This window comes from Bacillus sp. ISL-55, assembly GCF_018613155.1.
Lineage (GTDB): Bacteria > Bacillota > Bacilli > Bacillales > Cytobacillaceae > Mesobacillus.
Window position 1 is genome coordinate 1 of the sequence record NZ_JAGGQU010000018.1, and the last position, 15,324, is coordinate 15,324.

Annotated in this window: 17 protein-coding genes; 1 reads left to right on the forward strand and 16 read right to left on the reverse strand. The window is 41.5% G+C overall.

Translation table 11 applies throughout. The features are described from left to right. Positions 1 to 86 precede the first annotated feature (86 nt). The 9 genes from J7E32_RS09485 to J7E32_RS09525 form a co-directional block, all read right to left on the reverse strand. Positions 87 to 359: an HU family DNA-binding protein gene (locus J7E32_RS09485; RefSeq protein ID WP_023627533.1), complete on the reverse strand. Its 273-nt coding sequence runs from the start codon at positions 357 to 359 to the stop codon at positions 87 to 89. Positions 360 to 874: 515 nt separating this feature from the next. Further along, a complete protein-coding gene (gene spoIVA, locus J7E32_RS09490) occupies positions 875 to 2,353 on the reverse strand; it encodes a stage IV sporulation protein A (protein ID WP_214906735.1) in 1,479 nt (492 codons plus the stop codon). A 304-nt stretch (positions 2,354 to 2,657) separates the two neighbouring features. Beyond that, a complete protein-coding gene (locus tag J7E32_RS09495; protein ID WP_214906737.1) occupies positions 2,658 to 3,371 on the reverse strand; it encodes a hypothetical protein in 714 nt (237 codons plus the stop codon). A 28-nt stretch (positions 3,372 to 3,399) separates the two neighbouring features. Then, positions 3,400 to 3,600, reverse strand: a complete 201-nt coding sequence (locus J7E32_RS09500) for a DUF2768 domain-containing protein (RefSeq protein ID WP_214906739.1) — start codon at positions 3,598 to 3,600, stop codon at positions 3,400 to 3,402. Between the two features lie 443 nt (positions 3,601 to 4,043). Continuing rightward, positions 4,044 to 5,090 (reverse strand): NAD(P)H-dependent glycerol-3-phosphate dehydrogenase, encoded by a 1,047-nt coding sequence (locus J7E32_RS09505; RefSeq protein ID WP_214906741.1) that lies wholly within the window; start codon positions 5,088 to 5,090, stop codon positions 4,044 to 4,046. A gap of 19 nt (positions 5,091 to 5,109) precedes the next feature. Beyond that, positions 5,110 to 6,420 carry a ribosome biogenesis GTPase Der gene (gene der / locus J7E32_RS09510; protein WP_214906743.1) on the reverse strand — a complete coding sequence of 437 codons (1,311 nt, stop codon included), beginning with the start codon at positions 6,418 to 6,420 and terminating at the stop codon, positions 5,110 to 5,112. 200 nt (positions 6,421 to 6,620) lie between these two features. Next, the gene (locus J7E32_RS09515) at positions 6,621 to 6,806 is read right to left on the reverse strand and encodes a capping complex subunit for YIEGIA (protein ID WP_214906745.1); all 186 of its coding nucleotides are present in this window, start codon (positions 6,804 to 6,806) and stop codon (positions 6,621 to 6,623) included. Beyond that, entirely contained in the window at positions 6,806 to 7,696 is an 891-nt protein-coding gene (locus tag J7E32_RS09520; protein ID WP_214906747.1) for a YIEGIA family protein, read from the reverse strand. The genes J7E32_RS09515 and J7E32_RS09520 overlap by 1 nt, the downstream gene beginning before the upstream one ends. Then, on the reverse strand, positions 7,693 to 8,304 hold the full coding sequence (locus J7E32_RS09525) for a YphA family membrane protein (protein WP_214906748.1): 612 nt from the start codon (positions 8,302 to 8,304) through the stop codon (positions 7,693 to 7,695). The genes J7E32_RS09520 and J7E32_RS09525 overlap by 4 nt, the downstream gene beginning before the upstream one ends. A 218-nt stretch (positions 8,305 to 8,522) precedes the next feature. Between J7E32_RS09525 and J7E32_RS09530 the strand changes: the two genes are divergently transcribed. Beyond that, positions 8,523 to 8,666 (forward strand): YpzI family protein, encoded by a 144-nt coding sequence (locus J7E32_RS09530; protein ID WP_214906750.1) that lies wholly within the window; start codon positions 8,523 to 8,525, stop codon positions 8,664 to 8,666. A gap of 74 nt (positions 8,667 to 8,740) precedes the next feature. Here J7E32_RS09530 and fni read toward each other — a convergent pair whose 3' ends face one another. The 7 genes from fni to ypeB all read right to left on the reverse strand — a co-directional run bounded on the left by fni (position 8,741) and on the right by ypeB (position 15,314). Then, on the reverse strand, positions 8,741 to 9,805 hold the full coding sequence (gene fni / locus J7E32_RS09535; RefSeq protein WP_214906753.1) for a type 2 isopentenyl-diphosphate Delta-isomerase: 1,065 nt from the start codon (positions 9,803 to 9,805) through the stop codon (positions 8,741 to 8,743). A 12-nt stretch (positions 9,806 to 9,817) separates the two neighbouring features. Continuing rightward, positions 9,818 to 10,957 carry a 30S ribosomal protein S1 gene (gene rpsA / locus J7E32_RS09540; protein ID WP_214906755.1) on the reverse strand — a complete coding sequence of 380 codons (1,140 nt, stop codon included), beginning with the start codon at positions 10,955 to 10,957 and terminating at the stop codon, positions 9,818 to 9,820. Positions 10,958 to 11,112: 155 nt separating this feature from the next. Then, entirely contained in the window at positions 11,113 to 11,694 is a 582-nt protein-coding gene (locus J7E32_RS09545) for a lysophospholipid acyltransferase family protein (protein WP_214906757.1), read from the reverse strand. A 2-nt stretch (positions 11,695 to 11,696) separates the two neighbouring features. After that, the gene (gene cmk, locus J7E32_RS09550) at positions 11,697 to 12,371 is read right to left on the reverse strand and encodes a (d)CMP kinase (RefSeq protein ID WP_214906759.1); all 675 of its coding nucleotides are present in this window, start codon (positions 12,369 to 12,371) and stop codon (positions 11,697 to 11,699) included. Between the two features lie 207 nt (positions 12,372 to 12,578). Next, positions 12,579 to 12,761 carry a YpfB family protein gene (locus tag J7E32_RS09555; RefSeq protein ID WP_214906761.1) on the reverse strand — a complete coding sequence of 61 codons (183 nt, stop codon included), beginning with the start codon at positions 12,759 to 12,761 and terminating at the stop codon, positions 12,579 to 12,581. Positions 12,762 to 12,822: 61 nt separating this feature from the next. Next, positions 12,823 to 13,482 (reverse strand): flagellar brake protein, encoded by a 660-nt coding sequence (locus tag J7E32_RS09560; RefSeq protein ID WP_214906763.1) that lies wholly within the window; start codon positions 13,480 to 13,482, stop codon positions 12,823 to 12,825. A 482-nt stretch (positions 13,483 to 13,964) separates the two neighbouring features. Next, positions 13,965 to 15,314: a germination protein YpeB gene (ypeB, locus tag J7E32_RS09565; protein WP_214906766.1), complete on the reverse strand. Its 1,350-nt coding sequence runs from the start codon at positions 15,312 to 15,314 to the stop codon at positions 13,965 to 13,967. Positions 15,315 to 15,324: the final 10 nt, after the last annotated feature.

The following is a 15,324-nucleotide window of genomic DNA, read 5'->3' on the forward strand; positions in this document are numbered from 1 at the left end:
ACCCATGCTGGGCGCACACATAGAGAAAGGCCGCGAACAGGTCGCGGCCTTTAGGGTTTAGCATACGCTCAGTGCGTCGTATGTAATTATTTCACTGCATCCTTAAGCGCTTTGCCAGGTTTGAAAGCAGGCACCTTGCTTGCAGAGATTTCGATTTCATCACCAGTTTGTGGGTTGCGTCCTTTACGGGCAGCGCGCTCACGAACTTCGAAGTTACCAAAACCGATTAATTGTACTTTGTCTCCATCTTTTAATGCATTTAAGATTGAATCAAAAACAGCGTCAACTGCTTTTGTTGCATCCTTCTTAGAAAGCTCACTAGCTTCTGCAACTGCATTGATAAGTTCTGTTTTGTTCATGCCATTCACCTCCTCCCAAAGAGATCCCATTGCTCAGAAATAAAGCATCTTACTACATTTCTAAACAAAACATATGAATTCTATACGTTGCTGGAAGATTTTATTATCATAGTTTTAAAAAAACTATGATAAAGAAACCTTAAATCGCTTGAAACCCTGTTATATAAGGGTTTGTAAGCTACAACGCTAATTCTGTTAAAAGATTATCACAATGTTTTACTCTTATCAAGATAATTTCAAGAAATAATGGGAATCTTTTCTTCTTTGAAACATATTTGTAATATGTTGACCCTCATTTATTACCCGTACCAGGGAGTATCAAACATACAATAATGAATTTTATGCCTTTTCTTCTGATTTCGCAAGCAGTCAACAATGTCTTTACTGGTAATTTACTGAAAGGAAGTTATATTAGAAGATTAATTTCACTCCAAATTTGCTTGTAAATCAATTAAATAGAGAAAAAATCCATGTCTCCGGCAACAAAACAAAAAGACTCCCAAAAGGAGTCCAAATTATAATATGATTGCTATTAATCCACCGGAACCTTCGTTGATGATTCTTTCCAGCGTCTCTTTTAATTTATATCGTGCATTTTCTGGCATCAGGCTCAATTTTGCCGAAATTCCTTCTCTAACGATTGAGCTTAAGCTTCTTCCAAAGATATCAGAATTCCAGATTGACAGCGGGTCATCTTCAAAATCCTGCATCAAATAGCGAACGAGCTCTTCACTTTGTTTTTCAGTGCCAATAATTGGCGAGAATTCGGATTCTACGTCCACTTTGATCATATGGATTGAAGGAGCTACCGCTCTTAATCGAACACCGAAACGCGCCCCCTGGCGGATGATTTCTGGCTCTTCCAGGCTCATGTCCGTCAGTGAAGGTGAAGCGATGCCATATCCTGTCTGCTTAACCATTTTAAGCGCATCAGAAATCTGGTCAAACTCTGTTTTTGCGTAAGCAAACTCCTGCATTAGCTCAAGCAAGTGATCCTTGCCGCGGATCTCGACACCTACGATTTCTTTTAAAATCTCGTCATACAGGTCATCCGGAGCATACAGGTCGATTTCTGCTATACCCTGGCCCATTTCGATACCCGCCAGTCCAGCCCTGTCAATGTACTCAAAATCGCTGAATTGATGTACGACTCTATCAACATCACGCAGCCTCTTAATGTCCTTCACAGTCTCCTTGACAGCTTCCTGATAGCTCTCACGCAACCAGTGGTTTTCGCGGAGCACCATTACCCAGCTTGGCAGATTGACGTTCACTTCTAGGACAGGGAATTCGTAAAGTGCTTCCCTCATCACACTTAGAACATCTGATTCCCGCATGCTTTCTACACTCATTGCAAGCACAGGGATATCATATTTATCAGCCAATTGGGAACGAAGTGTTTCAGTACTTGGATGATACGGCTGGGCGCTGTTGATCACCATGATGAACGGCTTGCCGACTTCCTTTAGTTCCTCAATTACTCTTTCCTCTGCCTCAATATAATCTTGTCTTGGGATTTCCCCAATTGTCCCATCTGTCGTAATGACGACACCGAGTGTTGAGTGTTCCTGAATAACCTTCCTTGTTCCAATTTCTGCTGCTTCATGGAAAGGGATTGGTTCTTCATACCAAGGCGTATTGATCATCCTTGGCCCATTCTCATCCTCATACCCCTTTGCTCCCGGAACTGTATACCCTACGCAATCTACGAGCCTGATATTTACATCCAGACCATCATCAACGTGCACGGATGCCGCCTGGTTAGGCACGAATTTCGGTTCAGTGGTCATGATTGTTTTACCCGCTGCACTCTGAGGCAGCTCATCAAGCGCTCTGGCTCTTTCAGCCTCGTTATTGATATTAGGTAAAACCACCAGTTCCATGAATTTTTTAATAAAAGTGGATTTTCCAGTGCGGACCGCACCTACAACCCCCAGGTAAATATCGCCGCCAGTCCTCTCGGCAATATCCTTAAAAATATCTACCTTTTCCAAGTGATCCCCTCCCGATCATAGAGTTAGTGGGAATAAATTCATCCAAATTAGTAATCTGGGACAGTATATATTTATGATGTTGTCCTATATCAATATGACAATTTTTTATTTTTTTACCCCCTTAATTTTAATTTCAAAAAAGACTTCTTCAATTCCCATTTATGAGAACAATCGATATCTTTTTAAAGACAAAAAAACCCTACTTCTACAATATATTTTGCAGAAACAGGGTTATGACTAATTTATTAGAAATGCGCAAGCCGCTGTTCACCCATAAAAGTGATGAACCTATAAACTTCCTATTTTATTCCTTCACTAAAAAGACCGGTTCATTGGTCTCCTTATCGATGGTATATGGCAAAGAATATGCTGGTACGAACATGGAATTATCTACGAGAATGTTTCGGATATCCTCACCCTCCGCAAACTCTTTCTTTGACGATTTAATAGCCTGGTAGAGGTCACTCCGATAATCTACATAAATTTCGCCATCAGTCGAAATGATAAAGTGCAGGTTCTGGTTTGTGAACGGACTTACCACTACAGGTTCTTCTTTATAGCCAATTTTTTTAAAATCAAGAGTATATACATTCTCTGCAATCTGCTCCTTGAAAGGTGGATATCCAGATGCATTGATTCTCATTTTAATTTCACGAATTGTCTCTGCCATTCTCAAGTCGAGCAGCTTCACTGTTGGATCTGTTTCTGCATCAATTAGGACATATTGAAACAAGCCGCCATTTTCATATGCATTGCCTGGCGACTCGGCAATAAATCTTGGAACGATTTTCTTAAAGTCTATTGGATACTTTTGATAAATCGGTGTCTCAGCATCCTTTGTCTTGATTGGCAGCAAGCCGCCATTCGCTTCCTTGTACTGGTCAACTGCAGACTGGACACTGTCCAGCTGGTCCTTATACGGTACCTGATTCTGCACAAGTTTTTCTTCCGGATACATACAACCAGTCAATGTGAGTAATACCAGGATGACTGGCATTAAAATACGGATTTTGTTCATTGATCCCAACCCTTTAATCCTATGTATTTTATTCGCTCGTCGGACCGCTGAAAACAACAAAAAAGATTATCAGCCCTGCTAAAATCATCAGCATATAGGCTATGATCGCCGTTGCAATTTTAAAGAAACCTTTTAACTTATAACGGCTTAAATAGATGGCAAACAAAGACAGAATCATGCTGCCCATGCCAACAAAAGAAATATACATTTTCAATAATGCGGGTGACAAAATAAACCCCTCCCTTTTCCGAGAAGTATTATATCATATGCAGCAATTATTCAAACAAAAAAATCTTTTATGAACGCTGTTTTCGTAAAGATTGTTGTTAAAATCTTAAAGCCGATTTTAACGTAAGCCATTTTGCAGGTCGGTACTAAGTTTGCATGCTCTTTTCTCATAAAAAGAGTCAACTTTACGAAAAAAAAACAGATCTTGAAATCCTATTTTGTATTCAAAAGCAACAAAGTTTGAGATAAGACCCTTTATGTAAGCAAAAAAAAAGCTGAAGTAAAGAAGGGGCGGACAACTTTACCTCAGCTCACATGACTAAATACCCTAACACCCAGTTCAAACCACCAGTTTGCTTCGTTGCATCTTATGCAAGTATAGAAGAAATCGCATCCTCGAATGCCTATATTGGCAATATTATTCATGAGAAAATTTTTTCTAACTTAGATTTTACCTCCGAGGATATCAGCCAGGTCTTCCATCTCGTGGGTTTTCTCTCGGGACATCAACCCATCAACTGCGTCCTTCGGATTGACGTCATTGAAAAGGATATTATATAACGCATTTGTAATCGGCATATTGACTCCATGTTTTTCAGCAAGCTGATATGCCGCCTTTGTCGTCCTTACACCTTCTACGACCATCCCCATGTTCTCAAGGACCTCGTCAAGGTTCTGGCCCTTGCCAAGCAGATTTCCAGCCCGCCAGTTCCTGGAATGGACGCTTGTACAAGTGACAATCAAATCTCCTATCCCTGTCAATCCTGAAAAAGTCAACGGGCTGGCGCCCATTTTAACACCAAGACGCGCTATTTCAGCAAGCCCTCTGGTGATTAAAGCAGCCTTGGCATTATCTCCGTAACCTAATCCATCTGAAATACCGGCAGCAAGAGCAATAATATTCTTAAGTGCCCCGCCAATTTCCACACCGATTAAATCCGGATTTGTATAAACTCTGAAGTTGTTGTTGATAAACAAATCCTGGATTTTTTCGGCCGCTCCCATATTTTTCGAGGATACAGTGACCGTCGTCGGATGGCGCAGGCTCACCTCTTCCGCATGACTTGGACCAGATAAGACTACAACGGTTTCTAATAAGCCCTCAGGCATTTCTTCTTCAATCATTTCAGAAATACGAAGCAAGGAATCTGGTTCAATCCCTTTACTGACGTGGACAATTACCAGGGCTTCAGAAGTAACCTCTGTCATCTTCCTGATCACTTCGCGAATCGCTTTCGTTGGAACTGCCATAATGACCGTTTTGATTCCAGCCAACGCCTCTTGAAGTGAAGAATAGCCAATGATGGTTGCAGGCAGCTTAATTTCAGGAAGGTACTTCTTGTTGGTATGGTGTTGATTGATTTCATCAATTTGCACTGGATTGTGCCCCCAAAGACGAACCTCATGCCCATTGTCGGCAAGGACCATTGCCAAAGCCGTTCCCCAGCTACCGGCACCAAGAACAGCTACTTTCTCTCTCTTCCTTTCCATTTAAACCACAACCTTTAGATTATTTTCTTTGTCTTGCAAAAATCTTGATTGGTGTGCCTGTGAAGTCAAAGGCATCCCTGATCCTGTTTTCAAGGAATCGCTCATAAGAAAAATGCAATAATTCCGGTTCATTGACAAAGACAACAAAAGTAGGCGGCTTTACTGAAACCTGTGTGGCGTAATAAATCTTAAGCCTCTTCCCTTTGTCTGTTGGAGTAGGATTCATCGCTATAGCATCCATAATGACCTCATTCAGGATGTTTGTCTGCACTCTCATTGCATGATTTTCACTTGCCGTATTAATCATCGGCATCAATGTATGGATTCGTTTCTTAGTTTTTGCTGATAAGAAGACGATTGGTGCATAGCTCAGGAATTTGAAATGGGCACGTATTTTCTCCTCAAATTCCTTCATTGTCTTTTCATCTTTCTCAATTGCATCCCATTTGTTAACCACTATGATGACCGCACGCCCAGCTTCTTCAGCATACCCGGCAATGTGCTTATCCTGCTCGATAATGCCCTCTTCAGCATCAATGACCACAAGGACAACGTCTGATCGCTCGATCGCCCTTAAAGCCCTTAGAACACTGTACTTTTCGGTCGTTTCGTATACCTTACCCTTTTTGCGCATCCCCGCTGTGTCAATAATTACATATTTTTGCCCATCATAAGTCACTTGCGAGTCAATAGCATCCCTGGTCGTACCTGCAATGTCACTTACAATTACGCGATCTTCTCCTAGAATTGCATTCGTCAAAGAAGACTTCCCGACATTTGGGCGGCCGATCAATGAAAACTTAATCGCATCTTTATCATATTCGTCTACCTTATCCTTTGGAAAATGCTTAGCCGCTTCATCAAGCAGATCACCCAGACCAAGCCCGTGTGAACCAGAAATCGGGAAAGGTTCTCCAAATCCAAGAGCATAAAAGTCGTAAATCATGTCTCTCATATCCGGATTGTCAATTTTATTAACCGCAAGGACCACTGGCTTGTTGGAGCGATAAAGGATTTTTGCTACTTCCTCATCAGCTGATGTTACTCCCTCTCTGCCGTTTACAAGAAAAATGATAACATCTGCCTCATCAATGGCAATTTCAGCCTGCTGGCGGATTTGATCCAAAAACGGCTCGTCCCCTAAATCTATCCCGCCAGTATCAATAATATTAAAATCATGTGTCAGCCATTCAGCTGAACTGTATATACGATCCCTCGTTACTCCAGGAATATCTTCAACGATCGAAATACGTTCACCAACGATTCGGTTAAAAATCGTAGACTTGCCGACATTCGGACGCCCAACGATAGCTACCACTGGTTTCGTCATGAACATCACCCTTTCAAAATTCTATTGTGCAGGTCAATGACCTGAGCCATAACAATTTCAAACTCAAAATTCTATAGTTCTCATTATTAATTTAATGCCTTCAAGACACTGATAAAATAAACCCTTCTTGATATACAGAAGGGTCTGGCTTAATCAGTTTATCAAAAGATACCTTAAACAGGCAATGAAAACATTTCTTGTCAGTGTTTTACGATAATATAAAGGTCCTCCGTCAGGGCATGTGCGATTCCATCCAGGATGGCTTCGAGGTTTGCAGCGACCTTCTCCATTTCTTCTTTTGAATCGCAATGAAAAACAGCGGTTCCAGATGGTATTTTTTTAGGGTTGGTTGTGATGGCGGCAAGAACGAATTTCTCAAGCATCATTAAGCCCCACTCCCTTCATTGCTCTTTTTTTCAGAAGGCATCCTTATGGCATTCTCCAGTGTTGGCACATCACCAATCACCGTTATCGCACGCTCGATATCACGTTCCTGGGGCAGAACGAACACTCCTACTCTGCCATCATCCAGATCCCTTTTGGCCAGCGGAACCAGTGCAGGTGTTCCTGAATCACGATAAACTCCAAGCGCGGTTGACAAATCATGCAGCACTGCCTGCCTTTGTCCCAGGTTCGCAATGGTGGAACGGGCATTCATGTTTTTGGGCTTTAAGATAAAACCCATACCATAACGAAGTACCTCTTTCTGCCTTTCAGGAAGACCGATATTCATAATATAAATATTATCAACATAAAGGCCTGCCCCATCAAATCTTGGTTCCATGTACTCAATTTCAACAATATCCCTCAGCTTTCCGCCTGACATCAGCTTATGGGAAATAAGCATCGCGATGATCGCGGCAATGATTCCACCCCATATGTTAAAAATCAAATATGCGAGCGTGCTGACGAGCGAGGTGAAAATCACCAGGTAATTGCGGCTTTCAAAAGCAATCGCAATTCCCTCGATATAGGTCTTTCCCCGGGAAACGAGTTCATAGCTATCAAGTTCGGTAAGCGTATTTCGCTCCATATTCCTGACTTCCCTGAATTGTGACGCTGCCAGGGTCAAGAAGGTAATCGCTGTGAATTCCTCCTCCATGATTGCTGGGCCTGCAACCGTGCCAAGTCCTGCTGCAATGAACCCAAGAGCTACATGAATGATTTTCCCATGCAAATACGTTGGATATTGACGATAATCGGTCCTCAGCATAAAAAGTCTCGATAACGTCCCTATTGCTATTCCGAATACGATTGGTAACGTGTATTCATTCATGAAGTCTTTTGTTCCTCCCCTTCAACTTGGTTTATTGAACTTCCCGACATAACCGCAATGATCGATTCGATAGCTGACCAGGCAAGAAGCAGCCCTAAAGATATGAACAATATGTCCATAAAAACCATTGATGCAGCAGCATATGGAAAATTAAATTTCCATAGAATCGCAGAAAATAATATATCACCCTGCAAAAAGCCAGAAATCAAAGCCAATATACGATCATGTCTATCTTTATGTAACAGGACTGCCAGATAAAAACCTGCTGCTCCAAGCATAATTTTCCGATCGAATAACACCCATACCGGGTCGAATAATTCGAACAATAAAAAACTCGTGTAGGCAAGCATAATAATAAATGAAGATAAAAATAAATATAAAAATGAACCTGTCTTTTTTCGCCTTGTTTCCAAAAAAATAAAAAAGGCAATCACAAAAGCAGATAGGTGGAGCTCAAAAATAAGAACATCAACTGTAAATGGCGCCGCAAAAATGACGGCGAGCAACATAACAGTCCATTTCCACCGAAGCGGATTATCTTTATTCATGAAGAAAGTAGTCCAAATCCAACCTATCCATGCCATCCAGTAAAAGTACAACCCTTCCATTCAACCCCTCCTATCATTTCCATTATGGTAATCACTTATGTAATTTAATCTTTTTTGCATAAAGTTTTTTACCTGTTCCATGTTAAGAAAAGCAGTACCTTTTTTCACAGCTGGAAAACTGTTCTGGATTAATGGACAATAACCGGAATAGGTCTGTTTGTTTGTTATCAGGACAAATCTCTGTAATGCTCTTATTTTAATGACCAGGAGGGAATGTTATGGGCAAAGACAGACAGGAAAAGAAACTTAAAAAGAGCGGACGAGTGGAGTCTGACCGTGACCAGGCACTGCACTACCCAGGAGCAGCTAAGATGCAAAGCCCTGAAGAAGCTCGTTCCATGAATGACGGCAAGTACAGCTAAAATTAGTACCATGCGTTCCAGTCAATCAACAAACAGAAGGGCCTCTGCAAAAGCAGAGGCCCTTCTGTTACAATTCATAGATCAAATTTTTTCCTTCTAGCAAAACGTTTTGTATCAATACCTCTCTGTTCGAGCCAATGATGCGTATCTCCTGATATGACCAAAGGTACGTTTTTGAGCTCCTCAATCTTATGTACACCTAGCGCTGTCATAATGACAGCAATTTCCTCTTTTAACAGATGAATTTCCCTGATTAGTTCATCCGTTCCATTTTCCATCAAGGTCTTTAACAAGTAACCAGCCATTGCAGCACCATCGGCACCTAATGCAAGTGCTTTAACAATATCAAGGCTAGTCTGTATTCCTCCAGAAGCGATAACGGAAAGTTCTGGCAATGCAGATTTTGTTTCAATTATTGAGGCCGCAGTCGGAATTCCCCAATCCTCGAAAAACGTCAACAAACGGTTCCTCCGCTTATTTTCAATTTCCGCAAAATTGGTACCCCCAAATCCGCCAATATCAACATAGCGTATTCCTGATGAGAACAGCTCGGCTGCTGCCTCGGCACTTATGCCGAAACCAACTTCTTTGACGATGACCGGAACTCCCACACTCTGTTGGATTTCAATAATCCTCGTTAATGCACCGTCAAAATTTCTGTCTCCCTCAGGCATGGTCAATTCCTGAACTACATTCAAGTGAATTTGCAGCGCATCTGCCTGAAGCATATCGATTGCGATTTTTGCCTGTCTGACAGTTGCCTCACTGCCCAGATTGGCAAGGATAATACCGTCAGGGTGCATTTTCCTGACCACTTCATAACTTCTTCGTTCGTCCGGATCCTTCAGTGCAGCCATTTGAGATCCAACTGCAATCGCAGATCCTGTCTCTCTTGCCGCTACAGCCAATTCACGGTTGATACGGTAAGTTCTCTCCCCGCCGCCGCCTGTCATCGCATTTATAAAAATTGGCGAACTTAAAGAAAGTTCGCCAATTCTAGTTTCAAATTTTACTGAATCAAGATTCGATCCAGGCAAGCTTTGGTTTACAAACTTAATATCGTCAAAACCGGTTAGCCGCTTCTGGCCTGTTTCCAGGGCATATTGTATATGGTCCCATTTACGTTTTGATCTTGACACTATTTATCACCATTACTGTTTAAGATTCTTTAGCTTGTCTCCGATCATATCACCTAAGCTGAAACCTTTAGTTTCTTCAGGAAGTTCATAATCAAAAGCTTCATTGCTTTCTCTTTCCTCGAACTCTTTCATGCTAAGTGATAGCCTTTGATCTTGCTTGTTTACGTCAAGTACCTTTACTTTTACAGTCTGCCCTTCTTGAAGGACTTCATGCGGTGTACCGATATGCTTATGAGAAATTTGCGAAATATGGACAAGGCCCTCAACCCCAGGGAATACTTCGACAAATGCACCATAAGAAACCAGACGTTTCACAGTGCCTTCTAGAGTGCTGCCCTTAGGAGCTTTCTCATCAATGTCTGACCATGGTCCAGGCAGGGTTTCTTTGATTGAAAGTGATATCCGCTCATTATCACGATCAACGCTCAATACTTTAACTTGAACCTGCTGGCCTTCCTGAACAACATCAGATGGCTTTTCAACATGTTCATGAGACAGCTGTGAAATATGGACAAGGCCATCAACTCCACCGATATCCACAAAAGCACCAAAGTCGGTAATTCTTTGTACTGTGCCATCAATAACCTGTCCAGACTGGATGGCCGCAAGTAAGTCCTGTTTCTTCTGTCCTTGCTCTTCTTCCACGACAGCGCGGTGAGAAAGGATCAGGCGGTTCTTCTCCTGGTCAAGCTCTACGATTTTGAAGCTGAGCGTTTTTCCTTTGTAATCGGAGAAATCTTCCACAAAGTGGGATTCCACAAGAGATGCAGGAACAAATCCGCGAACGCCAAGGTCAACTACCAGGCCGCCCTTAACGACATCTTTTACTTCTGCCTCGAAAACTTCTCCACTTTCAAACTTGCCTTTAAGTTCTTCCCAAGCTTTCTCAGCATCTACTTTTCTCTTTGAGAGAATTAAAGCTTCTTCCTCGACTTTTTGGACTTCAAGCTCCAGCTCGTCACCGACAGATACTGCATCTTCGGCTTTTTCAACATGAAGGCTTGATAGTTCGCTAATCGGGATAATGCCATCTAGCTTGCTTCCTTCGATATCTACTAAAACTTGCTTTTCTTCCACTTTCGTTACCTGGCCTTTGACACGGTCGCCAGCCTCAAAATTTTTTACCTCGATTTGATTCATATCTTCTGACATATGTACTCCTCCTTAATCCATGACTGCTGCAAATATATGCTTTGTGGCAAAAAGCCACTTAAAAAAACACATTAAATAGTCACTAAGTGAAAATTCTAAAAATATCTCTTCTTAATAACTTCTTACAAACAGACATTTTTGTCAAGCAAGAAACATTACTTATATTTGTTAATAAGTTCCTGGATTTCACTCATGATCAAGTCAGTTGTCTGTTCTGCATTTAGCTTTTTTTCCTTGATTGATACCATATCGATAGGCTTTCCATATACCACCTTCAATTTCTTGAATGCTTTGTATGGACCGATGATTGCGCATGGAACGACATGAGTATCAGAGCGGAGCGCAAAGAAGCCTGCTCCTGCAAGTCCCTTGCCCAATTCACCTGTCTTGCTTCTTGTTCCCTCTGGAAACAATCCTAAAACCTTTCCATCCTTTAAAATTCCGAGGCCTTTCCTTAAAGCTTCCCTGTCACTCATACCCCTTTTGACAGGGAACGCATTCAGGTGAGGAACAATTTTCCCAAGTACAGGGACAGCGAAAAGCTCTTCCTTCGCCATGAAATAGACAGGACGGGAAGCAGTAATCCCGACTGCCAGGGGATCTAGATTATCAATATGATTGGCACATAACAACACTCCGCCATCAGCAGGGATATTTTCTCTGCCAATCACCTCAATACGATAAATTGGTTTTAATACTGTATTTACTAAAGACCTTGCAAATGAATAAACCGTCAATTTTATCCGATCCTTTCAAGCGCCAAACCCATGATTTTGTCTACCACATCTGCAATCGACAAAGAAGTTGTATCAATTTCAATTGCATCATCTGCCTTTTTCAAAGGGGCTACTTCCCGCTCCGAATCAATCTTGTCACGGGCGGCAATTTCTTCTTTCAGCTTTTCGAGATCAGACGGGAATCCTTTCTGGATATTTTCTGCATGTCGGCGCTGTGCCCTCTCCTCAACACTTGCAAGCAAAAACACCTTCACCTCGGCATTCGGCAATACATGGGTGCCGATATCCCTTCCGTCCATCACCACACCGCCATCAACTGCAAACTGCTGCTGGCGTTTGACCATCTCTTTCCTGACAAGTTCATGGACCGCTACATATGAGACTTGATTGGTAACTTCCGCACTCCTAATCTCATTGGTGACCTCGATCCCGTCAAGCAAAACCTTTTGGCCTGATTCTCCAGGCATCAGCTCAATTGATGTATTATTTAAGATCTCCATCAACTCTGCTTCGTTGTCCAGGCTGGCTCCTTTGTTCAAAGCCTTGTATGTAAGTGCTCTGTACATCGCACCTGTATCGATGTATATATACGTCAGTTTTTCGGCTGCAATTTTGGCAACCGTACTTTTCCCTGCAGCTGCAGGACCGTCTATGGCAATTGAAATTCGTCTACTCATATTTCCTCCTGGTACCCTTCTAGTTGTTACTTGATATACTCTTATATTTTAACACAAAAATCTTTTAATCCTCTTCATTCAACACTTTTTTTAAGGCACTTTTCAAAACTTGCCCTGTACCCCTTTCATTAGAGGAATATTCCAGGCTTTGGTATTTTAAAATTTCCTTATTTTAAAAAATAAAGAGTAAGCAGGTTCAACACCCGCTTACTCTTTGCTCCTGAATGTATTCAGGACTTCTGAATGATTATTGTCCGTAACTCCCTCGTATTGAGTAATTTGTTTTAGTTCTGGGAAAGCATTGAATTCATGAAAAAAAACTTGGGCAATAACCAAAAAAATAAATTGAATGATAGCGATCTTGATTAAGATTCTTTCAAATGTTTTCATCTATCATGCTCCTGTAAAAACTTTTATTCTAGTATTGGAGCATTTCCAGGTATTTATTCCTTTAGACTGGAAGACCTTTTTTCTTCATTTCAAGCTGTCTTTCGAAGCAGAACCTTAGAAGCACCTGCCTGTCGGTGCCCGATGAGTCAAAAAATTGAACAGAAGCTTTGTTCATATGTCCTAGACCATCGATGATCCGGACAACCTTTCCACGGAACTTCCTGTATTCGAATTCTCCATTTTGCATAGGAAGGGCAAACCAGCATCCAATCTCCATATCCTGTTTCAAACTGCTGTTTTTATCAATCAGCAATGCAGCCCCTCCTGCACTGATATCGTCGGTGACAGTTGTAAATGGAGCAAATTCTCCCTTGCCTGCGTAAACAGCAACGTCCACTGAGGTTTCCACCCTGACGAATTGCCTTCTCTGGACCTTGATAAGACGTTCCTTTCCGGGATATGAAAGAATCACCATTGGGATGTTAAGCTTTATTCTTCCTTTAACCTCTGTGTCAAAATAATAATGAGAACCTGATTCGGTTACAAAATTAGCTTTCAAAGGTGTACCCTCAAGCAAGAACACTGTTCTGTTAGTAGTCAAATTTACAGGATAATCAATATACAGATCATTTCCTTTACTCTCAACCAGTTTACACTTGTACTGCTCAAAACTGTCGGAATACTTATATTCAAGGATTATGTTATCACCGATTTTTATCATAGCTAATCCACTTCCCCACTTCTGTCTATGCTGTTTTAAATTTTTGTTGTTTGGTAAACTGTTCTCTCTATATATTCTCATGTTTATTATGACATGGCGGACTAATCTGGTGCAATAGTCCTTTAATGGATTATTTTTACAATTCTCTATTCAAATCTTTGTAGCTTTCTCAACAATAAGTAAAAACCGCATTAAGGTTATAATTGCAAAACCTGTTCAGAAACACCGTTGAAAAGAACCTTATGTCAGTGCTCTAAAATAAGGCTCTGATAAAATATGCTGTTGATTTTCGTTCCAGGCGCTTCGCTTTCCGCGGGCAGTCGGGGAGCCTCCTCGGCGTTTTATGCGCCTGCGGGGTCTCCCCATGACTTGCTCATCCCGCAGGAGTCTACGCGCCTTCCACTACAATCAACAGGTCATTAAAACAACATTGGGCTTTAACAGAGCCTAAAATAAAAAAAGGGAAAGCGCCTGGCTTCCCCTTAAACAACGTCTTCATACACTTGTTCAGCGTTATGAAGTTTTTCTACTTTTTCTTCTGTACCGTCTTCTGCATTGATATAAATCCTGAAGGTATCATTGCCGAGAACTCCGGTGAATTCATAGCATAACACCTCTTCATTCAGGTCGTTCAGGATTATTGCTTTTTTCTCATCCATAACCTTGAGATTTGGATTGACTTTCTTTTTTGCCTCTTCTATTTCAATGCCTGCTTGCGGGATTTCTCTTGCTTTATGGGATTTCAAATAATCCTCAGCTGAGAAGCCGATTACATCTCCGTTATCCAATGCGACTTTCATATTGATTGCATCTGGATAAATCCTTACGCCGTCCTGGTTCCCTACAAATGTAAAAACTCCAATGTTATCATATTGAGCACTTTCGAAGAGATCGAGGTTTTCGAAGTTATGATCCTTTAAAAAGGCAATTGCCTTATTGGAAGCGTCATTGAGACTAAGCTTTTGATTCTTTACATCCCGATCAAGCAGGAACCAGATTGGATAGCCACCCTTTTTCGTTATATCCATACTTGCTTGCAGATTTGTTTCGGGGTTTTGGATCGTCACACTGAAAAATCCATAATCCGATCCTTTGCCGCTCTCCGTCACTTTTACTTTACCGCCATTTTTGACCGGGGTGTATTGTTTGGTAATCTGGACCGCTTTTTCTTTTGATATCTTTTCTCCAGGCAGCTTTTTAAAGTTTTCGTCCTTTTTCTGAAGATTGATCTGTGCCGGCCCAAAATCTGTTTCTGAATAGCCTTCTACTGTTTTTTCAACAGTCTTGAACCCATCAATGATGGTATTATCAGTTTGTCCCTTATCCGTTGCAAGGGCTAGCTCTACATCCATCCAGCGAAGATTGTTTTCCAGCACCATATGCTGGACTTTCCTTAAATCCTGCTGAATTTCACCTGATTGCTCATACAGGGTCTTTAACGTCGAATATTCTTTTTCTGTTAATGGTTCTTTATCCAGATCACGAATCGCTGCTTTATAACTGAAGTTCCCAATATTCGCTAAAAACTCTTCCGTTTTATTGAAAGGCAAAAGCGTCAATGGAAGCTGGCCTACATCACTATGGGCTTGTGAAGTAATCTTCCATACTTCCGCCAATTGAGGCGATAATGAACTTCTTGAGTTCATCGCAAGTGTTGTACCAATTTTATCGTTCAGTAAATCAATTTGATATGTCAAGTCATGAAAAGCTCTTTGATAATTGTTTTCCGCATTGATCAGTACTGCTGTTTTTTCCCTGTGCTCCTGATAACCCCAGAATGCGGTTCCGGCAATTCCTACAACAAGGACTGCTATGGCTATTCCTCTTAGCAATTCAACTCAC